This window comes from Pseudomonas sp. PD9R (genome assembly GCF_019200975.1).
Lineage (GTDB): Bacteria > Pseudomonadota > Gammaproteobacteria > Pseudomonadales > Pseudomonadaceae > Aquipseudomonas.
This window is the reverse complement of sequence record NZ_JAHTMR010000014.1, coordinates 122,938-149,086: the sequence shown is the minus strand read 5'-3', so window position 1 is coordinate 149,086 and position 26,149 is coordinate 122,938. Positions and strand designations below refer to the sequence as shown.

The following is a 26,149-nucleotide window of genomic DNA, read 5'->3' as shown; positions in this document are numbered from 1 at the left end:
CTGCGAATATTGGTTACGGGTGACTGGAGATCAAGAGATCGCAGCCTGCGGCAGCTCCTACATGTGGTCCCCTGTAGGAGCTGCCGAAGGCTGCGATCTTTTGATCTTCAGCCAGCCCGCGCCATGCACCGCTGATACCGTTCATCAACCCGCTTGGCAAACCACGCGGTGGTTAGTGTGCGGGTGATTTTCGGACTCTGCAGCACAATCCCCGGCAGCACCGCACGTGGCAACTCCCTGCCTTCAGCTTTGTCGGCCAATGCAAAAACCCGCTGATACAACTCGCTGTTCTCGAATGCCAGGCTATTGCCCTCCTCCAATTGACTCCTGATCGTCGTGTTGCGCATGTCCAGTTGCTTGCCAAGGCTGCGCACGGCCACTTCCGTCGTACCGGGAAGGATCGAACCGTAACTGATCAGATCCCCATCCAGCGCCAGCGGAATACCGGAGGCCCGGCTCACCGCGTTCTGAAACGCGGCGTTGCGACTCGCATACCAACCGGCGTTGAAATCGGCGAAACGATACAACGGTTGCGGGTAGCTCACCGGGTAACCGAGCAAATGGGCAATGCCGAAGTACATGCCGCCACGTCGGGTGAACACTTCATGACGGATCGAGCCGTCCACCGGGTAGGGATAGCCTTTCGTGTGCTGCTCGGCAAAGTCGATGCTGACCTGCATCGGCCCACCGGTATGCACCGGATTCAAGCCACCGAACAGACTCTGGCCCATGGGCACCATGCCGATGAAGTCGTCGAAAATCGCGCTCAGTTCCTTTTCGCTTCGCGCGGCATTCAGGCGCTCGTTATAGCTTTTGCCATTGGGCGAACGCACTTGCAGCGCAGCGCTGATCAACAAATCGGGAATGTGAACTTTGGCCGCTCGGCGATCAATCTCGTCACGGGCAATCTTGCCCAGCCCCGGCACGGACGGGTCGACCTGAAAAGTTGACTCTTGCTCGGTGACTGCCAGCACCGCGCACAGGTTTTGCGTGGTGGGCTGGATATTCTGCGCGGCGAACGCGGCATAAATATCCGTGGCCCAGCCTTGGCGGTCGACCGCTTTGGCCGGCATCAGGCGCACAATTTCGGCCTTGACCTCGGCAGGCTTGCGCGCCGGGGCTTCCTGCGTTCGTTGACTGCCGCAACCGGCCAGCACCAACAGCGCGGCAATGCTCATGATCAATCGATGGGCGTGCATGTTGCTCCAGGGAATCCGTTGTGCCGGGCTAACCATACGACCAATGGCAGGGTGCAAGCTATGACTGTGGCATCCGAATGCGGTTCATCCAGACAGACACGGACCTGTAGAAGCGAGCTTGCTCGCGATAGCGGTTTAACATTTATGTCGACTGCAAGTCCGCCATCGCGAGCAAGCTCGCTCCTACAAGTATCCGATAACAGTACTGCTGGCTTTTCCATTGGGCGGTCAATCTGGCCGCCGCGCGCGACTGGACCATACTTGCTCGACAGAGCAAGGAGAACAGACTCATGCACCGTAGCGATGTGTTGATCATCGGTGCCGGCCCGACCGGGCTGGTACTGGCACTGTGGCTAAGCAAACTGGGAGTCCGCGTACGGATTGTCGACAAGACATCGACCCCGGGCACCACGTCGCGGGCACTGGCCGTGCAGGCGCGGACGCTGGAGTTGTATCGCCAGCTGGGCCTTGCCGACGCTGTTGTGCAAAAAGGCCATCGCGTTGACGCCGCCAATTTCTGGGTAAAGGGTGAAGCGGTGGCACGCTTGCCCCTAAGCCGCATCGGCGAGGGCCTGACGCCCTATGCTTTCCTCAAAATATTCCCCCAGGACGAACACGAGCGCCTGCTGATCGACCGCCTCGAAACCTTCGGGATTACCGTGGAGCGCAACACCGAACTTGAGGCTTTCGAAGAAAGCGGCGACGGCATCACTGCCACCTTGCGTCTGCCCGACGGTCAGCAGGAAACCTGTCAGGCCTGTTATCTGGCCGGTTGTGATGGTGCCCGTTCGATTGTGCGCAAATCCCTGGACACCGGTTTTCCCGGTGGCACCTACCAGCAGATTTTCTACGTTGCCGATGTGCAGGCCAGCGGGCCGACGTTCGATGGCGAACTGCACGTAGACCTGGATGAGGCGGATTTCCTCGCGGTATTCCCGATGGCCGCGTCCGGCCGCGCGCGTTTGATTGGCACAGTACGCGATGAACGTGCCGAGCACGCCGATACCCTGCAATTCGAAGATGTCAGCAGCCAGGCCATCGAACATCTGAAGGTACAGATCGAACAGGTGAACTGGTTCTCGACCTACCGCGTGCATCATCGGGTGGCGGATCACTTCCGCACCGGCCGCGCGTTTTTATTGGGTGACGCCGCCCATGTCCACAGCCCCGTCGGTGGTCAGGGCATGAACACCGGAATTGGTGACGCCATCAACCTGGCCTGGAAACTCGCATCGGTGTTGAGCGGCGCCGCCGAGGCGAAATTGCTCGACACCTACGAACCTGAACGTATCGCCTTCGCCCGTAAACTGGTGTCCACCACCGACCGGGTGTTCAGTTTCGTCACGGCCGAAGGGCCCATGGCCGACTTGCTGCGCGCACGCCTTGTGCCGTTCGTGATTCCGAAAATGGCCTCGTTTGCAACGTCACGCGAGTTCCTCTTTCGCACGGTTTCTCAGATCACCCTGAACTATCGCGGCATGCCCTTGAGCACAGGCATCGCCGGGCATGTTCATGGCGGCGATCGCCTGCCCTGGGCGCACGATGGCGAGGGTGATAATTTCGAACCGCTGAAGTGTCCGACCTGGCAGGTGCATGTGTATGGCGACACCAGCGACGAGATGATTGCCTGGTGCGTCGAACATCATTTGCCGCTGCATGTGTTCGACTGGCGGCCAGCGTTTGAAACGGCAGGCCTGGGGCGTAACGGGTTTTACCTGTTGCGGCCGGATACTTATGTGGCGATAGCCGAGACCTGCTCGGACCCGAAGGTGATTGAGCGGTATTTTCGCGATCACGGGATTCGGCCGTTTTTTGGCTGAGGATCAAAAGATCAAAGGATCGCAGCCTCGTTTTACTCGACAGCTCCTACATGGAAATGCGATCCCCTGTAGGAGCTGTCGAGTGAAACGAGGCTGCGATCTTTTTTTGCTTCAGATCCCGGCCAACGCCAGGTCCATCGCAAAGTAGGTGAAGATCAAGTCAGCCCCCGCGCGTTTGATCGCCCCGAGGCTTTCGCGCACCACGCGGTCTTCATCGATGGCCCCGGCCTGCGCGGCGAATTTGATCATCGCGTACTCGCCACTCACCTGATACGCCGACAGCGGCAGACGCGAGACTTCGCGAATGTCACGGATGATGTCCAGGTACGCGCCAGCCGGTTTGACCATCAAGGCGTCGGCACCTTCCTGCTCGTCCAGCAGCGATTCGCGCACGGCTTCGCGGCGGTTCATCGGGTTCATTTGATAGCTTTTGCGGTCGCCCTTGAGCGCACTGCCACCGGCCTCGCGGAACGGGCCGTAGAGCGCCGAAGCGAATTTGGTCGAATAAGCCATGATCGCCGTCTGGCCGAAACCGGCTTCATCCAGCGCCCGGCGAATCGCCTGGACTTGCCCGTCCATGGCTGCCGACGGCGCGATCACATCGGCACCGGCATAGGCTGCTGCTACCGCTTGTTTGCCGAGGTTGATCAGGGTCTGGTCGTTGTCGACTTCGTGGTTGTGCAGCACGCCGCAATGGCCGTGGTCGGTGTATTCACAGAAGCAGGTGTCGGACATGACGATCATTTCCGGCACCGCATCCTTGGCGATGCGCGACATGCGTGACACCAGGCCGTCATCGCGCCAGGTGTCGCTGCCACTGCTGTCCAGATGATGGGACACGCCGAAAGTCATCACCGACTTGATCCCGGCCCGGGCGTAGCGCTCGATCTCGCCCGCCAGTTTCGACTCCGGAATGCGCATTACACCGGGCATGCTTTTGATCGGCACAAAATCGTCGATTTCTTCTTCGACGAAAATCGGCAGCACCAGGTCGTTCAGGCTGAACTCGGTTTCCTGGAACAGACTGCGCAGGCTCGCATTGCGGCGCAGACGGCGTGGGCGTGCTTCGGGGAACTGACTGGACATGGGTATTCCTGAAAAATCGGGGGAGACGAGACAAAAGTCGTAGAGGGGCAAAGCTTATGCCCTGTGCGGTGCAGGGCACAAACGCGGATGACTCAAGACAGCGTTACCGCGATCGCAACAATCTTGAACCCGACTCAAATCCCCTTCAGGAGCGAGCAAGCCCGCTCCCACAGAGTTAGGTGTGTATCAGTTCGAGACTGGCTTCGGGATTTCCAGCCCACGAATCACCGCCGGCCGCGCCAGGAATTTCTCCAGCACACGCGTGACGTTGGGGAAGTTCTGAATGCCCACCAGATCGCCCGCCTCATAGAAACCGATCAGGTTGCGCACCCACGGAAAGGTCGCGATATCGGCAATGGTGTAGCGCTCGCCCATGATCCAGTCACGCCCTTGCAGGCGCTTATCGAGGACACCCAGCAGGCGTTTGCTTTCTTCGACGTAACGGTCACGCGGACGCTTGTCTTCGTAGTCCTTGCCGGCGAATTTGTTGAAGAAACCGAGCTGGCCGAACATCGGCCCGATACCGCCCATCTGGAACATCAACCACTGAATGGTTTCGTAGCGTGCTGCCGAATCCTGGGCCAGCAGTTGCCCGCTTTTGTCCGCGAGGTAGATCAGAATTGCCCCGGACTCGAACAGCGGCAACGGTTGGCCACCAGGGCCGTGCGGATCCAGGATGGCCGGGATTTTGTTGTTGGGGCTCAACGACAGGAATTCCGGGGACATCTGATCATTGGTGTCGAAGCCGACGCGGTGAGGCTCGTACGGCAGGCCGATCTCTTCGAGCATGATCGAGACCTTGACGCCGTTAGGGGTCGGCAAGGAGTACAGCTGAACCCACTCCGGGTACTGGGCCGGCCATTTTTGGGTGATGGGGAACGCAGACAAATCAGTCATGGCAAAGATCCACGAGAAAATTGAGAAGGAAGATATTAATGCAGCAGACCCAGTCGCGTTATCAATATCACTGATGGTCAAGATCAAGAGAGATTGCAGCCCCTTTCACACCGTCTGTGTACTGTGTCCATAAATCCGCAACATCCTGTCGATAACCTTCGCTCCATCCGCTCAAGGTTACCGGTAGATTGCTGCACTTCCGGCCGGAATCGAACCAAAAGGGCATCAGAGGACTCTGACCACTGCCCTTTTGAAAACGGATCGGCTCAACGACATGGAAAACACCCGACGCAGGAAAATCGTGGTGTAAAGGTTTGTCAGCCTTAACGCTATGCGCTGAAGAAGTCTTTATTCCATGATGAATTTTCTGAAACTTGCCAACCGTTTCAAACATCGCGCCTATATATTCCTGCCCGCCCTGCTGGCGGCCAGTGCGTTGTTTTTTGCCCTGGAATCCAGCGAAAGTCGCGCGCAGCCGGTGGATGGCACGCAGACCCTCGTGTTCCTGCGCCATGCGGAAAAACCTGCCGGTGGCCTGGGCCAGCTCAACTGCCAGGGTCTGAACCGTGCCATTGATCTGGCGACCTTGCTCCCGGAAAAATTCGGCAAGGCTGACTACGTGTTTGCCGCCAACCCGACACGCAATGTCGAGGAAGGCGAACTGGACAATTCCTACAGCTACATCCGCCCGCTGATGACCATCAGCCCCAGCGCGATCAAGCTCGGTTTGCCGGTGAACATCAATTTCTCGGCCAACGACACCAGCGACCTGGCCGATGAACTGCTGCACGACAAGTATCACAACTCGGTCATTTACACGGCCTGGTCCCACGGCTACTTGCCTGAGCTGATCAATAAGGTCGCCGCAGACGCGGTCGGCAAGACGCAGAAGATCGCCGAGGATTGGGAGTCCAGCGACTACGATTCGCTGTTCGTGTTGACCCTGACCTGGCACAACGGCAAGGCCAGTTTGGTGAGCCATAGCTACAAGCAAGGTTTGGATAACGGGCGGGAGACTTGCCCGACCTGAGTTTTTGCAGCGTGTGATCGGCCCCCTTCGCGGGCAAGCCTCGCTCCTACAGTGAATTTTCGTTACGCCAATTTCCTGTAGGAGCGAGTCTTGCCCGCGAAGGGGCCGGCAAAACCACCATCACCCTCGCTGACCACCCCGCTCGCGCAAATACGCCAACACCGCCCCGCGCTCCCCCGCAAACTCGATCCGCGCACCTTTCTTCTCCCGCTGAAAGGCATACATCGGGTCGTAATACTCAGTCAGCAACCCTTCGATCCAGGCCCGATGCAGATCCACGGCGCCGTTACTCGCCTGCGCGGCCAGCGCATCCTCCAGCAAAATCAGGATCCGCCGATGACGCTCACCGCCTAAACGCTTCTGCACATTGTTCAGGCTCGCCAGCAAACGTTCGGAGAACAGTGCAAAACCCTCGTCGCCGTGCACGTCGATAAACTCGGCACACAGGTCTACCACGTAATCGCGCAGGATCCGCTCGACCCGTCCCGCAAGGCTGTCTTCAAGCCAGACCATCGGAAACTGCTGCATGCCCTGATACAACGGCAATGGCAGTGCGCAACTGCCTATCGCACGGCTTTCGTCTTCCAGCACGAACTGCTCAACGCCGCGAGCGCGCTTCTTCAGCAGGTCCACCGCCAGGCGATTTTCAAAGTCGATATTGGAAGGTTGGCCCGTGGCGCGCTTGCCGAAACTGGACCCGCGATGATTGGCGTGACCTTCAAGGTCCACCGCGTTATCCAGTTGCATGAGCACTTCGGTTTTGCCGGTGCCGGTCATGCCGCCCAACAAGACGAAATCGCACTGGGTCACGGCCTGATCGGTGGTATCCAACAGGAAGTTGCGCATGGCTTTGTAGCCACCTTTGACGCGCCGATAGTCAATACCCGCCTCGGTCTTCAGCCACTGCTGGACGATCTGCGAACGCAAGCCACCGCGAAAACAGTACAAAAGCCCATCGGGATGTGCTCGGGCGAAGTCTGCCCAGGCCTGCAGGCGTTCGGCCTTGATCGTACCGGACACCAGTTGATGGCCCAGTTCAATGGCCGCTTGTTGGCCGTGTTGTTTATAGCAAGTGCCGATCCGCTGTCGTTCGTGATCGTTCATCAGCGGCAGGTTGACCACACCGGGGAACGCACCCTTGTGAAACTCTACCGGGGCACGGGCATCCATCATCGGCCGGTCGTTGAGGAAGATATCGCGGTAATCGGTGCAGTCGGCAGACATCAAGACACCTCGACGGCGTTGCCCTGTCGCTCGACCAGTTCACCGATGGGCGCAAGGTTCAGCCCCAGTTCGGCGGCGACGGCCAGAAATGCGTCATTACCTTCAGGTGTCACGGCGATCAGCAGGCCACCGCTGGTCTGCGGATCGCACAACACGCGCTTGTGCAGCTCCTGAAGCCGCCCGAGTTTGCTGGCGTAGCTGTCGTAGTTACGCAAGGTGCCGCCGGGAATGCAGCCCTGTTCGAGGTAATACTCGACACCCGGCAGGCGCGGAACGCGGTCGTATTCGATGCGGGCGGTCAGTTGACTGCCATCGGCCATTTCCACCAGATGCCCGAGCAGGCCAAAACCGGTGACGTCGGTCATTGCGGTCACGCCTTCAAGTTTGCCGAAACGACTGCCGGGCTTGTTGAGGGTGCACATCCAGTCGCGGGCCAGACCGATGTCGGCGTTGCGCAGCTTGCCCTTCTTTTCGGCGGTGGTGAGGATGCCGATGCCCAGGGGTTTGGTCAGGTACAGCAGGCAGCCGGCGGTGGCGGTGTCGTTGCGTTTCATATGGCGCTTTTCCACCAGCCCGGTGACCGCCAGGCCGAAGATTGGCTCCGGCGCGTCGATGGAATGCCCGCCAGCCAGAGGAATGCCAGCCTCATCGCACACCGAACGCCCGCCGCGAATCACTTCCCGGGCGATTTCCGGTGCCAGCACATTCACCGGCCAGCCAAGGATCGCAATCGCCATCAAAGGATCGCCGCCCATGGCGTAGATATCACTGATGGCATTGGTGGCGGCGATGCGGCCGAAATCGAACGGATCGTCGACGATCGGCATGAAAAAATCGGTGGTCGAGACCACGCCCCGTTCCGCGTCAATGGCATAGACCGCTGCGTCATCGCGCGAGGCGTTGCCGACCCAGAGTTTCGGGTCCAGATTCTGCGCGCCGCTGCCGGCCAGAATCACTTCCAGTACCTGGGGCGAAATCTTGCAACCGCAGCCAGCGCCGTGGCTGTACTGGGTCAGACGAATCGGCTCGCTCATGGGGGGCACCTCTTGAGGGGGTGCCAAAGAGTCTATACCACCCCCATTTTCCCGTGGCTCGGTAATGCAAACCATGTAGGAGCTGCCGCAGGCCGCGATCTTTTGATCTTGAAAAATCAAAGTCAAAAAATCGCAGCCTGCGGCAGCTCCATCATTGGACCGTGTTAAGGCAACAGGATGACTTTGTCGCCGCTGCCTTGATTCACCTCGGCGTAACGCTCCTGCCCTTCGGACAACGGCGATTCGAACAAGCCTTGGGGCAACGGCAACAAGTCCTGATCGAAGAATTTGCCGAACTGATCAAGCATGGCCGCACACGCCTGTACGCCGTACAGAAGGGAGTTTATCCCCACCACCGAACCACCCTTGCGATACAGCGCCAGGGCCGGCAACTGCACCATGCCGTCTACCGGCGCGGCGATGATCGCGATGCGGCCAAAGGTGGCCAGTGCTGCCACGGACGCTGGCAGCCAAAAGCCTGTGGTGTCGAAAATCACATCAGCACCACCGGTGAACACGGCGTTCACCTGAGCGCCGAGGTCTTCGGGTTTATCCAGTTGCAGCGTCTGAAAACCCTGGGCCTGTAAATCCTTGACCTGCTCCGGCCGCCGCGCCGCCGCCAATACTTGGGCGCCGCGAACCTTGGCCAGTGCCAGCGCGGCACTGCCCACTGCCCCGCCGCCAATCACCAGCAGGCGAGTTTCGGCAGTCACCAGGCTGCGCTCCAACGCATCCCACGCCGTGGTGTAGGGCACGCCGAGGCTGGCGGCTTGGGCAAAACTCAAGTGAGTGGGTTTGAGGGCGACGCCATTGGCCGGCAGTTTGACGAACTGTGCATGGGAGCCGTCGGCGAAGAAGCCCAGCTCACGGCCGGTGCCCCAGACCTGCTGACCGATCAGCGCCTGCGGGCCTTCGACCACGACACCGGCGAAATCGCGACCGGGAATGCGCGGCAACGTGGTGTAGGGAAAGCGTCCCAGCACATTCTTCACATCGCTGGGGTTGAGGCCGGCGGCTTTGATTTCGACCAGCACTTCATCGGCGCCGGGAACAGGCGTTGGAACCTCGACGTAGCGCAGGGCCGAGAGGTCGCCGGTTTTGTCGAACTGCAATGCTTTCATGAGGGTTTCCATCGAGTAAACAGAGGGGAATTCAGGAGATCCAGCCAGCCACCAACTCCCGGCCCATCGGCCAGAGCTTTTCGCCGGCCAGCATGCCGAGCAGGCCTACCAGTGCGATGGCGGGTGGTGCCGGGGAACGAAAATCGAGAGCACCGTAGAGCAGGCCGACGCCCAGGCCGATGGCCAGGGAAATGAGGTAGTTCATGGCAGACTCCATGGGCAATTGTGGAATGCCCAAAGTCTAGTGCGCGCTGCTGGCGAGCGTCGGCCAAGTGCTTCTGAATTTCGGCCAAAAACGGCGGCTTCCTCCTGTAGGCGCACGGCTTATCGGCGATGGCGATTTCAAGGACGCTATTCGCCGGCAAGCCGTGCGCCTATAAGGGGTCGCGTTGAGCCAGGGAAAACTGCGACGGCGCAACACCCAGCTCACGGCGGAACATGTCGCTGAAACTGCTGGGTGAATAGCCCAGTTCCCGGGCAATTGCGCTGACCGGCACACCCTGGATCAATTCGGCCACCGCCGTCGCCAGTTGCACCTGCCGCCGCCACTCGGCGAAGCCCATGCCCAGACCGTCCTTGAACAGCCGCGCCAGGGTGCGCACGCTGGCACCGGCGCTTTCCGCGTGTTGCTCGAACGGAATCTCCAGCGATGGCGCGGCCATGACCGCCTGACACAGATTCATCAGGCGTCGATCGGAATCGTCCGGCAACGGGATTTTCAGCAGCGAGCGCTTTGCCCGCTTGAGCTCCAGCAGCGCCAGCCCGACCAACGCCTCGTAATACTCGGGGGCGCCGCCATCAGCCTGCTCCACCAATCCGACGATCAGTTCACGCAACAACCCGCCGACTTCGATTACCTGCACGCTGTCATCCAGCGTGGCCGCCAGCGACGGTCGCAGGTAGATGTTGCGCATTTGCAGGTCCGAGACCACGCGAATCCCGTGAGGCACACCGGGCGGCAGCCACACCGCCCGTTGCGGCGGCACCACCAGCGCCTCAAAAGGCGTCTCGACCCACATCACCCCGCTCATCGCATACAGCAACTGGCCCCAGACATGCTCATGGGGTTCGATAAACAGCCCGCGCGGATAGGTGCGTGCCAGCGGTTGCACGGGCACATCGGTATCACTCAAGTCTGGCGGAGCGGCAAGGGCCATAAGCAGCAATCATTGGGGTTGAGGGAGCGTCCATGGTAACGAGGCGCCGAACTTGCCGCCAGCGACGGCCACCGTCTGACAATCCAACTGAATTTTCCGTGTGGCCCGTGATCCGTTTATGTACCACAGGGAGGAATACGGGCTATATGAACAATGCAAAACTCTTCGTCATTGAATACACCCTTCATGGCGCCCCCAAATCGTTCATTATCCGCCTGGATAAAATGGACAACGCAGAAGCCTGGCATTGGGCGAGCTGCGACGCGGGTGTGGGGCGGATTCCGCGCTTTGGCCGGGAAAAGGTGCAAAAGACCAGCAAGCCGATGGCGGAGAAATTCGGCGTGGAAAACGTCACGTGGCGCCCGGCTAACTAGCGCCTGGCTACTTTTTTCAGGAGGGGGAAGCGTAATGACATCGACACTCGTCAGCAGCCCTGCGCATCTGGATTACGGTCTGGATACGCTGTTCGGCCGCATCACCAAAAGCACCGAGTGCAGGGTCGGCCTGGAACAGGTTCTGAATGACCCGAGCCGCTTCGCGGTACGCATCCCGCCGCCGTTGCCGGAAGACCTGGAGCAGGCCAAGACCCTCGTGCTCAGAGTCGACGGGCGCCGGTTGACGGGTACCGTTCGCCACACCGAACGGCTGGACGATGACAGCCTGAAACTGGAAGTGGAGCCCGACTAGGCTCCACGTTTAGCGCGAACGAATTATTTGGCGTGGGCGCACTTGCAGCCCTTGCTGGAACATTCTTCACCGTGCTCGTGATGCTTGGCGCACGCCTCACAGCAATAGTGCTTGCCGTGACGCGCGATCGGATGATCGCCCAGCTTGCATGAGCATTTGGGGCAGTCGCAGGTACTTTCACTGTTGATCATGGGCCTGACTCCATTGGTATGGTCGCAAATGCAACCCGTCCTACCAGTGTAGGAGCTGCCAAAGGCTGCGATCTTTTGATGTTGTTTTTGAGGGGCAAGATCAAAAGATCGCAGCCTTCGGCAGCTCCTGCAGGGGAGCGGCGTACCGCTTTGCTTCTCACCACTCATCAGGCCGAGCTTTAGCTCGCCTTCAGCTCTTGAGCTGAGCCTTCCCTCAACCCTCTGCTACCTACACCGGTGCCTCTACCAATGTTGATCCCCGCCGCAAACTGCTGCGATACATGAACACCAGGGCCATCCCCAAAAGCACCATCGCCAAAACCCGGCTCCCCGACAACTCGATCGCCGGATTCCCCAACCAGCCGAAATTATCAATCAACATCCCCATTCCCAATTGCCCGACGATCACTGCCACCGTCGCCACCGCCGTCCCCACCCGAGGAACCGCGCCCACCATCACCATCATGTAGACGACGCCAAACAGCGCCCCACTGAGCTGCCATTTCGGCACGTCCAGCAAGCTCACCGCATGGGCCGGCTCAAAAAACACAATCAGCAACCCGGTGCTGACAGCGCCCACCGCGAAGGTCAACAAACTGCTGCGCAACACGCCCACCGTTTCGCCCAGACGCCCATTGATAGCCGCTTGCACACTCAACACCGCACCGGCCGCCACGACCACCGCCAACAAAATAATCAGACTCATCATCAACCCCGGGCAATCAGAACAAGTGCCGCGACAATCAGCAGCAAGGCCAGCCAACGTTCGGCGTTAACTTTTTTCCGGGTGGCGCCGAACCAGCCGAAATGGTCGATCAGCACGCTTTTGCCGACCTGCCCGGACAGGATCGCGATCATGGTCATCGCGATACCGATGTGCGGCGTGGCCAGTGTCAGCACCACCACGTAGATCGGCCCCAGAAAGCCGCCGATCAATTGCCAGCGCGGCAATTCGTTCAGGGCCGGCCCACGTTGCGGGCCGCTGAACAGCAGCAGCAAAAACAAAATCGCCGAGCCGACACCAAAGATGCTCAACGTCGCCCACAGGTGCCCGACCTGCACACCCAGCGGCCCGAGAAGCCCGGCCTCCACGGAAAGGCCCATGCCGGCCAGAATCACCAGCGGCAGCAGCAAAAGCCGCGTGCCTGGCCGGGTTGAAGGCGTTGCAACAACGCTCGCCTCTTTGATTGACACAGTTTGCATAAGTAGCACCTCGAGCCCCCTGTAGGCGCTGTCGAGTGCAACGAGGCTGCGATCTTTTGACCTCAACGATCAAGATCGAACGATCGCAGCCTCGTTGCACTCGACAGCTCCTACAGTGTGCGTTGTGTGGTCAGTTGGATTGGCGAGCATTATCGGGTGGCACTGCTTTGCGATAAATGGGAGCATCCTGACAACACTTTTGCGCAACTCGCACAGCAGGTTTTGTCATGCACGGCCTCAATGAACTGGGTTTCAAGGCACTTCGGCTGTTTGTCGCAGTGCTCGACCATGGCAGCTTTTCCGAAGTGGCCCGCCGCGAAGGCCTGGCGCCCTCCTCCATATCCCGGCAGATCCAATTGATGGAACAGGCGCTGAGCCAGCAATTGCTCTACCGCCACACTCGCGCTGTCACACCCACCGAAGCCGGGCGCATGCTCGGTCATCATGCGCGGCTGGTGCTGGTGCAACTGGAAGAAGCCGAACAGGCATTGCAGGAACAGCAAAGCGAACCCAGCGGCCTGGTGCGAATCAACGCGCCGGTGGTGTTCGGCCAGCGTCACCTGACGCCCTGGTTGGGACAGTTGTGTGAGCGCTATCCGAAACTGCAACTGGATATCCAACAGACCGACAGCTACGTCGATCCATTGCAGGAAGGTGCCGACCTGCTGTTTCGCATCGGCCCGCTGCACGACTCAAGCATGCAGGCGCGGATTCTCGCGCCGCACCGTTTTCAGGTAGCGGCGAGCCCGGCGTATCTGGAGCGACATGGCGCACCGCAGCGTCCCGACGATCTGGCGGCCCATCAATGCCTGGCCTACAAAGGCGTCACCGGCCTGCAGCGCTGGTTCTTTCGCCAAGGTCGGCAGCCGTGGACACCTTACTCGGTGAAGGGGCCGATCACCGGCAACCACGCCGACACCCTGACCCAAGCCGCTGAGCAGGGGCTGGGACTGGTGATGTTTCCGTCGTGGCTGATTGGTGAAGCGGTGCACAACGGCACGCTGGTGCCGGTGCTCGGGGAGTATCAGGTGTCCAACAGCCTGGAGCCGCAGCAGATTGCCGTGCTCTGGCCTGGGAGCCGGAGATTGTCGGTGAAGGTCAGGACGGTGATTGATTTCTTTGTCGAGTGCTTTGGCGACGTACCGTATTGGGACAGGCCTTAAACCTGGCAATCAAAGTAATCCTGTAGGAGCACGGCTTGCCGGCGATGGCGTCAGTAAGATCGCCCTCGCGAGCAAGCTTTGCTTCCTACAGTTGGTATCGTGGGGTCAGATACGGAACTGCCCCACCAGATTGCCCAAACGCTGACCAAGGTCCGCCAAACTGCGAGAGGTTTGCGCGCCGAGTTGGGTTTCATCCGCGACGTTGTCCACCGCTACGGCAATCTGATGCACGCTGCGGTTGATCTCTTCAGCGACGGCGGTCTGCTCTTCGGCGGCGCTGGCGATCTGTGCGTTCATCGAATTGATGGTGGCGATCAACTGGGCCATGGTGTCCAGCGACGCGCCGGCCTCATTGGCCTGAGCGGACGTGCCGTCACCGGCCTCGCTGGAACGGCGCATGGCTTCCACCGCCGACTGCGTGCCGGCCTGCAAGCGGTCGATCATGCCCTGAATTTCCTGAGTGCTGATTTGCGTGCGGCTGGCCAGGGCCCGTACTTCGTCAGCCACCACCGCAAAACCACGCCCCGCCTCACCGGCACGGGCAGCTTCGATGGCGGCGTTGAGCGCCAGCAGGTTGGTCTGCTCGGCAATCGAACGAATCACCCCGAGTACGCTGACAATCGACGACACGTCTTTTTGCAGGCTGTCGAGGGACACGCCGCTGCTGCGAATGTCATCCACCAATGCATGAATCTTCACGATGCTGCCGGCCACCACGCGCTTGGCGGCCTGGCCTTCTTCGTCTGTCTGCTGCGCGGCAACCGCAGCGTTTTGCGCGCTCTTGGCCACTTCCTGAGCGGCGGCAGACATTTCATTGATCGCCGTGGCGACCTGATCGGTCTCGTGGCGCTGACGCTCCATGGCCTGGTCCGAACGGTTGGCCTGGTCGGAGACCTGATTCACCAGCCCGGTCAGTTGCGAGGTCATTTCGGTGATTTGGCGCACCAGACCGTGGATCTTGTCGACGAAGCGGTTGAACGAACCGGCCAGTTCGCCCAGTTCATCCTGGCTGGTGATGGTCAGGCGACGGGTCAGGTCGCCCTCGCCCGCCGCGATGTCGTCGAGGTTGGCTTTCATCAGGTTCAGCGGACGCAGAATGGTGTTGGCCAGCAGCATTCCGACGGCGGCGATCAGCAACAGCACCACCACGGCCACCCCGACAATGCTCAGCACCACGCCTTGCATGCGCTCCTGAACCTGGGCTTCGACGACGGCGACCTGCGCCTCGATGCCGTCGAGGTTGACCGACGTACCCACGGCCATGTCCCACTTCGCCAGGTATTCGGTGTAACCGAGCTTGGGCACCTGCACCTGGCTGTTACCCGGCAGCGGCGAGCTGTATTGCAGGTAATGCGTACCTTCCTTGGCGACTTTCACCAGGTCACGGTTGACGTAGACGCCGTTCGAATCGCGGTTGTCCTTGAAGCTCTGGCCCACGCCTTCCGGGCTGTTGGCCTTGAACAGACGCACGGTGTTGGAGTCGTAGCCGAAGAAGTAGCCTTCCTTGCCGTAGGCGATGCTCGACAGCAATTTGATCGCCTGCACCCGTGCCGCGTCATCGCCGGGAGCGGCCGCGTCATACAGGGGTTTGATCGTGGTCATGGCCACGGCAACGTAGCTTTGCAGGGTGGCCTTGGCATCGCTGAGCAGGCGCTCGCGGGTTTCCTCGACTTCGTGGCGGGCCTGGCCCTGCAGGATGAACAACGTGGTCAGACTGATGACCAGCGCAAAGAGCAACACCGGCAGGACGGCAAGGGACAGGACTTTGGCCTTCAGGCTCATGCGCATGACGTTCACTCTTTTGATTTTGTTGGCGTGGTTAAAGGCTTTAACGGCACGTTGGGTCAAAAGTTGAACGCCAAAAAAAAGATCGCAGCCTGCGGCAGCTTCTACATTGACCGTGTAGGAGCTGCCGCAGGCTGCGATCTTTTGATCTTCTGCTTTTAAATCAAAGGACCATCGCGGCAACCCAGCCAAACGCCAGCAACGGCAAGTTGTAGTGCAGGAAGGTCGGGACCACGGTATCCCAGATGTGGTGATGCTGGCCGTCGATGTTCAGGCCGGAGGTCGGGCCGAGTGTCGAGTCCGAGGCAGGCGAACCGGCGTCACCCAGCGCACCGGCCGTGCCGACGATGCACACAATCGCCAACGGGCTGAAGCCCAGTTGCACGCACAGCGGTACGAAAATCGCTGCGAGGATCGGCACGGTGGAAAACGACGAGCCGATGCCCATGGTCACCAGCAGCCCCACCAGCAACATCAACAAGGCACCGACGCCTTTGCTGTGGTTGATCCACGACGCCGACGATTCGACCAGCGTCTGCACTTCACCGGTGGCCTTCATCACTTCGGCGAACCCCGAGGCGGCGATCATGATGAAACCGATCATCGCCATCATCTTCATGCCTTCGGTGAACAGGTCATCGGTGTCGCGCCATTTGACGACGCCCGATACCGAGAAAATCAGGAAACCCACCAGTGCGCCGATGATCATCGAGTCCAGCAGCAGTTGAACAATGAACGCCGCCGCAATCGCCACCCCGGCCACCATCAGGCTCAACGGGTTGTACTGCACCGCGACCTGCTCGACTTGCTCGATCTTCGCCAGATCGTAGACACGTTTTTTGCGGTAGCTGACGAACGCGATCAACAGGCCCGCCACCATGCCCAGCGCCGGGATGCCCATGGCGTGGGTGACGTTGATGCCGCTGATATCCACACCGCTGCGGGCGACGTTGGCCAGCAAGATTTCATTGAGAAAGATGTTGCCGAAGCCCACTGGCAGGAACATGTAGGGCGTAATCAAACCGAAGGTCATGACACAGGCGATCAGTCGACGGTCCAGTTGCAACTTGGTCAGCACATACAGAAGTGGCGGCACCAGCAACGGGATAAACGCGATATGTATCGGCAGAATGTTCTGCGAAGCGATGGCCACCACCCACAGCAGACCGATCAGCAGCCACTTGACCTGACCACCGCCCGTGGCGTGCTGACGGTCAACCATCGCCAACGCCTTATCGGCCAAGGCATGGGCCAGGCCGGACTTGGCAATGGCCACGGCGAAAGCACCGAGCAACGCGTAGGACAACGCCACCGTCGCCCCGCCGCCGAGGCCGCTGTTGAAGGCTTTGAGGGTCGCATCGATCCCCAGGCCGCCGGTCAAACCGCCCACCAACGCACCGACGATCAGTGCGATGACCACATGCACGCGGGACAGGCTGAGAACCAGCATGATGCCCACCGCGGCAATGACTGCATTCATTTCGTTACCTCAAGACAAGCGGAAAGAGTCCGGCCGGCAGTCTGCGTGAGCCGCCAGCGGATTAATAATGGGTTTTATTAGAGGGCGCGCACTGTGCCGGACCGCTGTCGCCTTGTCAAAACTTACGCCAACCCCTGTAGGACCGTAGAACCGTAGGACCGTAGGACCGTAGGACCGTAGGACCGTAGGACCGTAGGACCGTAGGAGCTGTCGAGTGAAACGAGGCTGCGATCTTTTGATCTTGTTTTTTGGCCATCTGTGCAACCGCCGAAGATCAAGATCAAGATCAAAAGATCGCAGCCTTCGGCAGCTCCTACAGGGGGATTCGATATTCTGCTCGCGGCATCAAGAAAGCCAAATACCGGCCGCTACAGTGCAAAGTCTCAGATATTTATCGAATAAGGACGTCTCCATGTCGCTCAGACAACTCTCCATTCAATGGAAAATCACCCTGCTGGCCGGGCTGTGCCTGGCGGGCATCGTGACTCTGCTGGTGGGTCTTTCGCTGTATCGCATGGAGCACAGCTCCGCGCTGGTGAAAGCATCGAGTATGGAGATGCTGACCGAAGCCGCGCAGGCCCGGATCGAGTCTCAGGGTGAAAACCAGGCGCTGGGCATCCGCCAGCAGTTCATGGACGCCTATCAATATGGTCACGGTTTTTCCCGTCAGGTGCTGTTTCTGCGTGACCAGGCCGAGAAGCGCTTTCTCGATGCCTTCGACCTGCGCGAAGACCTGACCCGCCAGGTCAAGTCGGCGCTGCAAGCCAACCCGGAACTGCTCGGCCTTTCGCTGGTGTTCGAACCCAATGCGCTGGACGGCAAGGACGAACTGTTCGCCGACCAGAGCGACGTCGGCAGTAATGAAAAAGGCCGTTTTGCCTTGTACTGGTCGCAACCGACGCCAGGCAAACTGACCTCGATGCCACTGCCGGAAAAAGACATCGCCGACATCAGTACCGGCCCTAGCGGCGAAGCGGCCAACGCCTGGTTCACCTGCCCGCGCACCAGCCTGAAGCCCTGCGTGATCGAACCTTACTTCTATAGGATCGACGGCCAGAACGTGCTGATGACCAGCATCGCTTTCCCGCTGATGGTCAACGGCAAAGCCATCGCCTCGCTGTCGGTGGACATCAACCTCAACAGCTTGCAGGCGGTCAGCCAGAGCGCCAGTAAAAAGCTCTATGACGGCCAGACCGGCGTCAGCATTGTCAGCCCGGCCGGTTTGCTCGCCGGCTACAGCCGCGACGCCAGCAAACTCAGCCAGCGCCTGGAAGCCGTGGACCAGGCCAGTGGTGCCGAGCTGATGCGCATGCTCGCCGGCGCCAGCAAGACCACCAGCCTGCACAACAATCAACAACTCAAAGTGCTGTCGCCATTCCAGCCGATTCCTGGCGGCAAATCCTGGGGCGTGTTGCTCGACGTACCGGAAAAAGTCCTGGTCGGCCCTGCCGAGGCCCTGAAAAAGCAACTGGATGAAAGCAACACCGCCGGCACCCTGACCGAACTCGGCCTCGGCGTATTGGCGGCGTTGATCGGCCTGTTGCTGGTGTGGCTGATGGCCCGCAGCGTGACCAAACCGATCCTCGGCGTGGCGCACATGCTCGAAGATATCGCCAGCGGCGAAGGCGACCTGACCCGCCGCCTGGCCTACGACAAACAGGATGAGCTGGGCCAGTTGGCAGGCTGGTTCAACCGTTTCCTCGACAAGCTGCAACCGATCATCGCCGAGGTCAAACGCTCGGTGCAGGATGCGCGCAGCACCGCCGACCAGTCGTCCGCCATCGCCACGCAAACCAGCGCCGGCATGGAACAGCAATACCGCCAGGTGGATCAGGTCGCCACCGCGTCCCACGAAATGAGCGCCACCGCCCAGGACGTCGCCCGCAGTGCCGCGCAAGCGGCACAGGCTGCGCGCGATGCTGATGCGGCAACTCGTCAGGGCCTGACCGTGATAGATCGCACCACCACCAGCATCGACAACCTCGCCGCCGACATGAGCGCGGCGATGGTCCAGGTCGAAGGCCTGGCGGCCAACAGCGAGAAGATCGGCTCGGTCCTGGAAGTGATCCGCGCCATCGCTGAACAGACCAACCTGCTGGCGCTCAACGCCGCCATCGAAGCGGCCCGTGCCGGTGAAGCCGGGCGCGGCTTTGCCGTGGTCGCCGATGAAGTGCGCAACCTCGCACGCCGCACCCAGGAGTCGGTCGAAGAAACCCGCGTGGTGATCGAGCAACTGCAAAGCGGCACTCAGGATGTGGTCGGTTCGATGGGCAACAGCCATCGCCTGGCTCAGGGCAGCGTCGATCAGGTTGGACAAGCCGTGACTGCGCTGCGGCAGATCGGCGATGCGGTGACGGTGATCAGCGACATGAACCTGCAAATCGCCAGCGCCGCTGAAGAACAAAGCGCGGTGGCCGAGGAGATCAACAACAACGTGGCGACCATTCGCGATGTCACCGAGTCGCTGTCGGGGCAAGCCAATGAATCGGCACGGGTGAGTCAGTCGCTCAATAGCCTGGCGAATCAGCAGCAAAGTTTGATGGACCAGTTCCGGGTTTAACTGTTCGGACATTCAGCTCGACCGGTAAGGGCAAGATCAAAAGATCGCAGCCTGCGGCAGCTCCTTCATTGACCGTGTAGGAGATGCCGCAGGCCGCGATCTTTTGATTTTGATCCGAGTGGATATCTGTAAAAAGCTGATTATGCTTCTAGGAACCTTGTGCAAATACGAGGTCGTCAGCCTGTATCCCTGTTTTCGCGCTAACCGTAATCCGCTGACACAGCCCTGGGCCAGGGCGCGACGATGAAAGTGAGGTGCTCCGGCCTACACGAGAAAAGACGGAGAACACCCATGGCGGCAATCGACAACACGTCCACCGGCAGCGCTCCCCATCACGGGATCACCAAGGAGGAGCGCAAGGTCATCTTCGCCTCGTCCCTGGGCACCGTGTTCGAGTGGTACGACTTTTACCTCTATGGCTCCCTCGCCGCGATCATCGCCAAGCACTTCTTTGCTGGCGTCAACGAGACCACTTCCTTCATTTTCGCCTTGCTCGCGTTCGCCGCAGGCTTCGCCGTTCGGCCCTTCGGCGCCATTGTGTTCGGCCGACTGGGCGACATGATCGGGCGCAAACACACCTTCCTCATCACTATCGTGATCATGGGTGTCTCCACCGCCGTGGTGGGTTTGCTACCCGACTACACGACCATTGGCGTAGCGGCCCCGGTCATCCTGATCACCCTGCGCCTGCTGCAAGGTCTGGCCCTGGGCGGTGAGTACGGCGGCGCGGCGACCTACGTGGCCGAACATGCGCCCAAAGGCAAGCGCGGCTACTTCACCTCATGGATTCAGACGACCGCGACTCTCGGTCTGTTTTTGTCGCTGCTGGTGATCCTCGCGTGTCGTACCGCCCTCGGCACGGAGGCCTTCGAAGCCTGGGGCTGGCGGATTCCGTTCCTGCTGTCGATCCTGTTGCTGATCGTTTCGGTGTACATCCGCCTGCAACTCAGCGAGTCGCCGGTGTTCCTGAAGATGAAGGCTGAAGGCAAGGCCTCCAAGGCGCCACTGACCGAATCCTTCGCCCGCTGGGACAACCTCAAAATCGTGATCATGGCCCTGCTCGGCGGTACCGCCGGCCAAGCGGTGGTCTGGTACACCGGGCAGTTCTACGCGCTGTTCTTCCTGTTGCAGACGCTGAAGATCGACCCGCAGACCGCCAACCTGCTGATCGCCGGTTCCCTGCTGATTGGCACGCCGTTCTTCGTCATATTCGGCAGCCTGTCCGACCGCATCGGCCGTAAGGGCATCATCATGGCTGGCTGCATTTTGGCGGCGTTGACCTACTTCCCGATCTTCCATGCGCTAACCCAGTACGGTAACCCCGATGTTTTCATCGCCCAGGAGAAAAATCCGGTCACGGTGATTGCTGACCCCAGCCAGTGTTCATTCCAGTTCGATCCGGTGGGCAAGGCCAAATTCACCAGCTCCTGTGACCTGGCCAAGACCGTGTTGGCAAAAAGGGCCATTCCCTACAAGAACGTGAAGGCCGAGCCGGGCACTGTTGCGCAGGTGCGAATCGGCGAGAAAGTAGTCCAGAGCTTTGAAGGCACCGCCATGCCGGCCGCCGACTTCAAGACTCGCAACGATGCCTTCACCGCCACGCTCGCCACTGCGTTGAAAGACGCCGGCTACCCCGAGAAGGCCGATCCGGCGAAAACCAATTACCCGATGGTCCTGCTGTTCCTGACGATCCTGGTGATCTACGTGACCATGGTCTACGGGCCGATTGCCGCCTGGCTGGTGGAGCTGTTCCCGGCGCGCATCCGCTACACCTCGATGTCGCTGCCCTACCACATCGGCAACGGCTGGTTCGGCGGCTTCCTGCCGACGGTGGCGTTCGCCATGGTCGCCGCCACGGGCGATATCTACTACGGGCTGTGGTACCCGATTGTTATCGCGGTGATGACGGCTGTCCTGGGCATTTTCTTCATGCCGGAAACCAAGGATCGGGAGATTCATCACACCTGAAACTGTAGGAGCTGCCGCAGGCTGCGATCTTTTGACTTTGATTTTTCAAGATCAAAAGATCGCAGCCTGCGGCAGCTCCTACAGGTATTGCATCAGGTGTGTTTGGGCAATTCGATTGTCACTTTCAGGCCGTCCCATTCACTCACCTGTAACCTTAAAGTCCCGCCCCACGCCTCGACAATGTCCCGCACAATCCCCAAGCCCAAACCATGCCCGTCAGTCTGTTCATCCAGTCGCGCGCCGCGGCTGAACACCTGATCGCGACGGTCTTCGGGAATGCCCGGCCCATCATCCTCCACACTCAGTTCAAACCCTTCGGCGGTCTCGACCACACTCAGCCGGACTTCGGCATCCGCCCATTTACAGGCGTTGTCCAGCAGGTTGCCGAGCAGTTCAAGCAAATCCTCGCGATCCCACGGCAATTGCAGACCGGCCGCAGCGCGATAGCTCAACACCAAATGTTCGCCGTGGATCATGTTCAAGGTCGCCAGCAACCCCGGCAGTTCGGCATCGCAGTCAAACAATGCGCCCGGCAGTGCATCGCCGGCCAACCGGGCGCGGTTGAGTTCACGGTTGAGCCGTTGCTGGACCTGTTCCAGTTGTTCCTTGAGGGTCTTGCGCAGTTGCGGGTGTGCGTCGAGTTGCTCGCTCGAAGCCAGGCTCAACAACACCGCCAGCGGCGTTTTCAAGGCGTGACCGAGATTGCCCAGGGCATTGCGCGAACGCTTGAGGCTGTCTTCGGTGTGGGCCAGCAAATGGTTGATCTGCGCCACCAATGGCTCCAGTTCCACCGGCACCTGATCATCGAGTTGCGAGCGTTGGCCCTGCTGCAACTGTGCGATCTGCTCGCGGGCGCTCTCCAGTGGCCGCAACGCACGACGCACGGTGATCCGTTGCAACAGCAAAATCAGGAGCAAACCGGCAAGCCCAAGTCCCAGGCCGATCTGTTGCATGCGCAGGAAGCTCTCGCGCACCGGTGTGTAATCCTGCGCCACGCTGATGGAAATCGACTGGCCCAAGCGGCGATAGTCCGAACGCAGCACCAGTAATTGCTGCCCTTCCGGCCCCAATTGCAGATTACTGTGCAAGCCGGGCTCTTCGAGGCGTGGCAATTCCTGGTCCCACAACGAACGTGATCGCCAATGGCTGTCGGCAAAATCGATGCGGAAATAGTGCCCGGAAAAAGGCCGTTGATAGGCCGGTGACAGGTGTCGCTCATCCAGCTGCAAACCCTGCGGGCCCCGCACCAATGCCACCAACAGGCTCTCGCTGTCGTTGCGCAACCCGGCTTCGAGGTAGCGCTGCAAACCCTTTTCGAACAGCCACAAACTGGTTTGCGCCAGCACCAGGCCGACAATCACCATCACGCTGATCAGCCCCAGACTCAAGCGGCGCTGGATCGACCTCACTGGTTTTGTCCGCCGAACAGATACCCTTGGCCGCGACGGGTTTCAATCACGCTGCGCCCAAGTTTGCGGCGCAGGTGATTGACGTGCACTTCCAACACATTGGAATCGCGCTCGGTCTCGCCGTCGTAGAGATGTTCGGCGAGGTGGCTTTTGGAGAGGATCTGTTCCGGGTGCAGCATGAAATAGCGCAGCAAGCGGAATTCGGCGGCGGTCAGCTGAATGTCCGCGCCATCGCGGGTCACGCATTGACGACCTTCATCCAGATGCAGGCCGGCGGCTTTCAGGGTCGGTTGGTTGGCCTGACCGTGGGAACGACGCAGCAATGCCTGGACCCGCAGGTGCAGCTCTTCCGGATGAAAAGGCTTGGTCAGGTAATCATCGGCACCGGTCTTGAGACCTTCGATGCGTTCAGCCCAGGAGTCGCGGGCGGTGAGAACCAGCACCGGCGTGTCCAGTCCGGCGGCGCGCCACTGCGCCAACACTTCAAGGCCCGGCAACCCCGGCAGGCCGAGGTCGAGGATGATCAGGTCGTAAGGCTCGGTGCTGCCCTGATACACCGCATCGCGCCCATCGGCCAGCCAGTCCACGGCATACCCTTGGCGATTGAGGCCAGCCATCAATTCGTCGGCCAGGGGCACGTGGTCTTCCACCAGGAGCAAACGCATGGATCAATCTTCCTTGTCTTTCAGTAAACGGCCAGTGGCGGCGTCGAGGTCGAGCTCTCGGACCACGCCTTCAACGGTGAGCAACTCGACTTCATAAATATAGACGTCGTGTTTCTCTTCAAGCTCGGCTTCGAGCAGCTTCGCCCCGGGATAGCGGTCCAGCGCTTGCTTCAATAATTGTTCGAGCGGCAGGATCACGCCTTGCTGGCGCAAGCGCAGCGCTTCGTCCTGATCGAGATCGCGGGCCATGACCACCGAGCAGAAAGCCAGAAACAGTAGCGCCAGGCTGCCGGCGCGCCGATTAGAAAATGAAAGCAGTGTCATTACGAATCCTGATGATCCTTGAGAATCTGCCCACTAACAGCGTCTAATTCCAGGTCCCAATCGATGCCCTGCGGGTCGCGCAGTTCAATCTGGTAGATGTACTTGCCGTACTCTTCTTCCAGCTCGGTTTCGCTGATTTTAGAACCCGGGTGCCTGGCCAGTGCGCTGGCGTTGAGCTTCTCGAAGGACACAATGGTACCAGCGTCACGCAGCCTCAAGGCTTCATCCGGCCCCAGATCGCGGGCATGCGCGAGGCCGGCGCTCAGGCCGATGATGGATGCGCTGAACAGGGCAGTCAGGGGTTTCATGGGTGTCTCCGTATTCTTTTATGTGTTGCCTACGAATGGCACCTTAGCGATCTGAACTTAATTGAAGCTGAATGGCCATCATTGCTGACGCCGAAAACCTGTAGGAACTGCCGAAGGCTGCGATCTTTTGATCTTGGTTTTTAAAAGCAGGATCAAAAAATCGCAGCCTTCGGCAGCTCCTACATAGAGCGCAGGCGGCCATGCCATCGCAGGTGTACCCGGCGTTGGTGACCCTGTTTATAATTTTCCGCTTGCCAACATTCGAGACCGGTATGACCGCCATCCACATCAAGTTCCCCTCGCTGACCCTCAAGGCCGGCCCGCGTGCCTTTGCGCGCATCCGTGAAAACGGCCTGAGCGCCGCCGACGTCGGCACACTGCCGGGTGCCGCCGGTGGCCCGAAGGCGTTGGGGATTCAGGGTCTGGACCTGGCATTGTTCGGTGAATGGCTGCCGGCCGCGCCTCGTGAGCGCTCGCTGATCGGTGCCTCGGTGGGCTCCTGGCGCTTTGCCAGCGCCTGTCTGCCGGATGCCACCGAAGGCATCCGCCGCCTCGGCCATCTCTACACCGAGCAGAACTTCGCCAAAGGCGTGACCATGGCGCAGATCAGCCAGAGCTCGCGGCGCATGCTTGATGACTTGCTCGACGGCCGCGATGCCGCCCTCCTCGACAACGCCCATTACCGCCTGAACATCATGGTGGTCAAAAGCCACGGCCTGCTCGCGGACGATCATCGCGGCCGCTTGGGGCTGGGCCTGTCGTCGGTGATCGCCGACAACCTGCGTGGGCGCGCACGGCTGTCGCGGCACTTCGAACGGCTGATCATCCACGACCCGCGCCTGGCGCCACCGCTCAATGAATTGAACGACTTTCCGTCGCGCTTCGTCGCGCTCGACGCCGGCAATCTGCGTCAGGCCTTGCTCGCCTCGGGATCGATCCCGATGGTGATGGAAGGCGTGCGCGACTTGCCCGGTGCAGGTGCGGGTACATTTCGCGACGGCGGTTTGCTGGACTATCACCTCGACCTGCCCTACAGCGGTAACGACATCGTGCTCTACCCGCACTTCACCGACCGGGTGATTCCCGGCTGGTTCGACAAAACCCTGCCGTGGCGCCGTGCCTGCCCGACGCGTTTGCAGAACGTGTTGCTGCTGGCGCCGTCCAAGGAATATCTGGCGCGTCTGCCCTACGGCAAACTGCCGGACAGAAACGACTTCAAGCGCTTCATGGGCGATGCACCGAGCCGGCAGAAATACTGGCGCGCAGCGATGGATGAAAGCCGTCGCCTCGGCGATGAGTTCCTCGAACTGGCCGCCAACGGTCGCCTCGGCGAGCGCTTGCTGACCCTTTAGTCAGGACAAACTGTTAAACTCGCCGCCTGCCCAAATCGCCGCGGCGATCGCCACCTGAACAGAGCTGACAAATACTGTGGAAATTTTCAAAGAGTTCACCTTCGAATCCGCCCACCGCCTGCCCCACGTCCCGGACGGCCACAAATGCGGCCGCCTGCACGGTCACTCGTTCAAAGTGGCGATTCACCTGAGCGGCGACCTTGATCCACATACCGGCTGGATTCGTGACTTCTCGGAGATCAAGGCGATCTTCAAGCCACTGTATGAGCGTCTGGACCATAACTATTTGAACGACATTCCCGGGTTGGAAAATCCGACCAGTGAAGTGTTGGCGAAGTTTATCTGGCAGGAATTGAAGCCACTGTTGCCGGAGCTTAGTGCGATTCGGATTCATGAGACATGCACCAGCGGTTGCATCTATCGCGGGGAGTAAACCGACAACACAAATCTCATGTAGGAGCTGCCGCAGGCTGCGATCTTTTGATC

26 protein-coding genes and 2 pseudogenes are annotated in these 26,149 nt (G+C 60.1%); 10 read left to right on the top strand and 18 right to left on the bottom strand.

Annotated features, from left to right (window positions below):
* Positions 1-107: 107 nt before the first annotated feature.
* A complete protein-coding gene (locus tag KUF73_RS23965) occupies positions 108-1,199 on the bottom strand; it encodes a DUF1615 domain-containing protein (protein WP_218440480.1) in 1,092 nt (363 codons plus the stop codon).
* Positions 1,200-1,489: 290 nt separating this feature from the next.
* On the opposite strand from KUF73_RS23965, the gene KUF73_RS23960 reads away from it, so the two are divergent.
* Positions 1,490-3,019, top strand: a complete 1,530-nt coding sequence (locus KUF73_RS23960) for an FAD-dependent oxidoreductase (protein WP_218440479.1) — start codon at positions 1,490-1,492, stop codon at positions 3,017-3,019.
* Between the two features lie 111 nt (positions 3,020-3,130).
* On the opposite strand, the gene hemB is transcribed toward KUF73_RS23960, so the two are convergent.
* Both hemB and KUF73_RS23950 read right to left on the bottom strand, forming a co-directional pair.
* Positions 3,131-4,105, bottom strand: coding sequence for a porphobilinogen synthase (hemB, locus tag KUF73_RS23955; RefSeq protein ID WP_218440478.1), 975 nt, complete (start codon positions 4,103-4,105; stop codon positions 3,131-3,133).
* 186 nt (positions 4,106-4,291) lie between these two features.
* Positions 4,292-5,002: a glutathione binding-like protein gene (locus tag KUF73_RS23950; protein ID WP_218440477.1), complete on the bottom strand. Its 711-nt coding sequence runs from the start codon at positions 5,000-5,002 to the stop codon at positions 4,292-4,294.
* Positions 5,003-5,357: 355 nt separating this feature from the next.
* Here KUF73_RS23950 and KUF73_RS23945 point away from each other — a divergent pair, with 355 nt between their 5' ends.
* Complete coding sequence (locus tag KUF73_RS23945) at positions 5,358-6,032, top strand: histidine phosphatase family protein (RefSeq protein WP_218440476.1); 675 nt, start codon at positions 5,358-5,360, stop codon at positions 6,030-6,032.
* Positions 6,033-6,152: 120 nt separating this feature from the next.
* Here KUF73_RS23945 and mnmH read toward each other — a convergent pair whose 3' ends face one another.
* The 5 genes from mnmH to KUF73_RS23920 all read right to left on the bottom strand — a co-directional run bounded on the left by mnmH (position 6,153) and on the right by KUF73_RS23920 (position 10,568).
* Complete coding sequence (gene mnmH, locus KUF73_RS23940) at positions 6,153-7,256, bottom strand: tRNA 2-selenouridine(34) synthase MnmH (protein WP_218440475.1); 1,104 nt, start codon at positions 7,254-7,256, stop codon at positions 6,153-6,155.
* A complete protein-coding gene (gene selD / locus KUF73_RS23935; RefSeq protein ID WP_218440474.1) occupies positions 7,256-8,290 on the bottom strand; it encodes a selenide, water dikinase SelD in 1,035 nt (344 codons plus the stop codon). The genes mnmH and selD overlap by 1 nt, the downstream gene beginning before the upstream one ends.
* Positions 8,291-8,454: 164 nt before the next feature.
* Positions 8,455-9,411 (bottom strand): zinc-binding alcohol dehydrogenase family protein, encoded by a 957-nt coding sequence (locus KUF73_RS23930; RefSeq protein WP_218440473.1) that lies wholly within the window; start codon positions 9,409-9,411, stop codon positions 8,455-8,457.
* A 31-nt stretch (positions 9,412-9,442) separates the two neighbouring features.
* The gene (locus tag KUF73_RS23925; RefSeq protein ID WP_081997842.1) at positions 9,443-9,616 is read right to left on the bottom strand and encodes a DUF1427 family protein; all 174 of its coding nucleotides are present in this window, start codon (positions 9,614-9,616) and stop codon (positions 9,443-9,445) included.
* A 169-nt stretch (positions 9,617-9,785) separates the two neighbouring features.
* Complete coding sequence (locus tag KUF73_RS23920) at positions 9,786-10,568, bottom strand: helix-turn-helix domain-containing protein (protein ID WP_218440472.1); 783 nt, start codon at positions 10,566-10,568, stop codon at positions 9,786-9,788.
* A gap of 146 nt (positions 10,569-10,714) precedes the next feature.
* Here KUF73_RS23920 and KUF73_RS23915 point away from each other — a divergent pair, with 146 nt between their 5' ends.
* Both KUF73_RS23915 and KUF73_RS23910 read left to right on the top strand, forming a co-directional pair.
* A complete protein-coding gene (locus KUF73_RS23915; protein ID WP_059405408.1) occupies positions 10,715-10,942 on the top strand; it encodes a DUF6555 family protein in 228 nt (75 codons plus the stop codon).
* 34 nt (positions 10,943-10,976) lie between these two features.
* The gene (locus tag KUF73_RS23910) at positions 10,977-11,255 is read left to right on the top strand and encodes a hypothetical protein (RefSeq protein ID WP_218440471.1); all 279 of its coding nucleotides are present in this window, start codon (positions 10,977-10,979) and stop codon (positions 11,253-11,255) included.
* Positions 11,256-11,278: 23 nt separating this feature from the next.
* Here the strand turns inward: KUF73_RS23910 and KUF73_RS23905 are convergent, their stop codons facing one another.
* The 3 genes from KUF73_RS23905 to KUF73_RS23895 all read right to left on the bottom strand — a co-directional run bounded on the left by KUF73_RS23905 (position 11,279) and on the right by KUF73_RS23895 (position 12,649).
* The gene (locus KUF73_RS23905; RefSeq protein WP_218440470.1) at positions 11,279-11,446 is read right to left on the bottom strand and encodes a metallothionein; all 168 of its coding nucleotides are present in this window, start codon (positions 11,444-11,446) and stop codon (positions 11,279-11,281) included.
* Positions 11,447-11,675: 229 nt separating this feature from the next.
* Complete coding sequence (locus KUF73_RS23900; RefSeq protein WP_218440469.1) at positions 11,676-12,155, bottom strand: DMT family transporter; 480 nt, start codon at positions 12,153-12,155, stop codon at positions 11,676-11,678.
* A complete protein-coding gene (locus KUF73_RS23895) occupies positions 12,155-12,649 on the bottom strand; it encodes a DMT family transporter (RefSeq protein WP_218440468.1) in 495 nt (164 codons plus the stop codon). The genes KUF73_RS23900 and KUF73_RS23895 overlap by 1 nt, the downstream gene beginning before the upstream one ends.
* 227 nt (positions 12,650-12,876) lie before the next feature.
* On the opposite strand from KUF73_RS23895, the gene KUF73_RS23890 reads away from it, so the two are divergent.
* Positions 12,877-13,812 (top strand): LysR family transcriptional regulator, encoded by a 936-nt coding sequence (locus tag KUF73_RS23890; protein ID WP_218440467.1) that lies wholly within the window; start codon positions 12,877-12,879, stop codon positions 13,810-13,812.
* A gap of 105 nt (positions 13,813-13,917) precedes the next feature.
* On the opposite strand, the gene KUF73_RS31860 is transcribed toward KUF73_RS23890, so the two are convergent.
* The 3 genes and pseudogenes from KUF73_RS31860 to KUF73_RS23880 all read right to left on the bottom strand — a co-directional run bounded on the left by KUF73_RS31860 (position 13,918) and on the right by KUF73_RS23880 (position 17,077).
* Positions 13,918-14,622, bottom strand: coding sequence for a methyl-accepting chemotaxis protein (locus KUF73_RS31860; RefSeq protein ID WP_371135549.1), 705 nt, complete (start codon positions 14,620-14,622; stop codon positions 13,918-13,920).
* Between the two features lie 201 nt (positions 14,623-14,823).
* Positions 14,824-15,594: pseudogene (locus tag KUF73_RS31855) on the bottom strand (cache domain-containing protein); the annotation flags it as partial.
* A 166-nt stretch (positions 15,595-15,760) separates the two neighbouring features.
* Complete coding sequence (locus KUF73_RS23880; protein ID WP_218440465.1) at positions 15,761-17,077, bottom strand: Na+/H+ antiporter family protein; 1,317 nt, start codon at positions 17,075-17,077, stop codon at positions 15,761-15,763.
* A gap of 412 nt (positions 17,078-17,489) precedes the next feature.
* Between KUF73_RS23880 and KUF73_RS31850 the strand changes: the two are divergent.
* From KUF73_RS31850 to KUF73_RS23870, 3 genes and pseudogenes are all read left to right on the top strand, one after another.
* A pseudogene (locus KUF73_RS31850) lies at positions 17,490-18,779 on the top strand (HAMP domain-containing protein); the annotation flags it as partial.
* A 102-nt stretch (positions 18,780-18,881) separates the two neighbouring features.
* On the top strand, positions 18,882-19,637 hold the full coding sequence (locus KUF73_RS31845) for a methyl-accepting chemotaxis protein (RefSeq protein WP_371135548.1): 756 nt from the start codon (positions 18,882-18,884) through the stop codon (positions 19,635-19,637).
* A 291-nt stretch (positions 19,638-19,928) separates the two neighbouring features.
* Positions 19,929-21,605, top strand: a complete 1,677-nt coding sequence (locus KUF73_RS23870) for an MFS transporter (protein WP_218440463.1) — start codon at positions 19,929-19,931, stop codon at positions 21,603-21,605.
* 92 nt (positions 21,606-21,697) lie between these two features.
* On the opposite strand, the gene KUF73_RS23865 is transcribed toward KUF73_RS23870, so the two are convergent.
* Genes KUF73_RS23865 through KUF73_RS23850 form a run of 4 tightly spaced genes read right to left on the bottom strand, consistent with a single transcriptional unit; the run spans position 21,698 to position 24,311 of the window.
* Positions 21,698-23,014 (bottom strand): ATP-binding protein, encoded by a 1,317-nt coding sequence (locus tag KUF73_RS23865; RefSeq protein WP_218440462.1) that lies wholly within the window; start codon positions 23,012-23,014, stop codon positions 21,698-21,700.
* Positions 23,011-23,679 (bottom strand): response regulator transcription factor, encoded by a 669-nt coding sequence (locus KUF73_RS23860; protein ID WP_218440461.1) that lies wholly within the window; start codon positions 23,677-23,679, stop codon positions 23,011-23,013. Before KUF73_RS23860 ends, KUF73_RS23865 begins: the two co-directional genes overlap by 4 nt.
* A 3-nt stretch (positions 23,680-23,682) precedes the next feature.
* Positions 23,683-24,003 carry a PepSY domain-containing protein gene (locus KUF73_RS23855; protein ID WP_218440460.1) on the bottom strand — a complete coding sequence of 107 codons (321 nt, stop codon included), beginning with the start codon at positions 24,001-24,003 and terminating at the stop codon, positions 23,683-23,685.
* Positions 24,003-24,311, bottom strand: a complete 309-nt coding sequence (locus KUF73_RS23850) for a PepSY domain-containing protein (protein ID WP_218440459.1) — start codon at positions 24,309-24,311, stop codon at positions 24,003-24,005. Before KUF73_RS23850 ends, KUF73_RS23855 begins: the two co-directional genes overlap by 1 nt.
* 272 nt (positions 24,312-24,583) lie before the next feature.
* On the opposite strand from KUF73_RS23850, the gene KUF73_RS23845 reads away from it, so the two are divergent.
* Both KUF73_RS23845 and queD read left to right on the top strand, forming a co-directional pair.
* Positions 24,584-25,663, top strand: a complete 1,080-nt coding sequence (locus tag KUF73_RS23845; protein ID WP_218440526.1) for a patatin-like phospholipase family protein — start codon at positions 24,584-24,586, stop codon at positions 25,661-25,663.
* Between the two features lie 76 nt (positions 25,664-25,739).
* A complete protein-coding gene (gene queD / locus KUF73_RS23840) occupies positions 25,740-26,096 on the top strand; it encodes a 6-carboxytetrahydropterin synthase QueD (RefSeq protein WP_046042818.1) in 357 nt (118 codons plus the stop codon).
* Positions 26,097-26,149 lie beyond the last annotated feature (53 nt).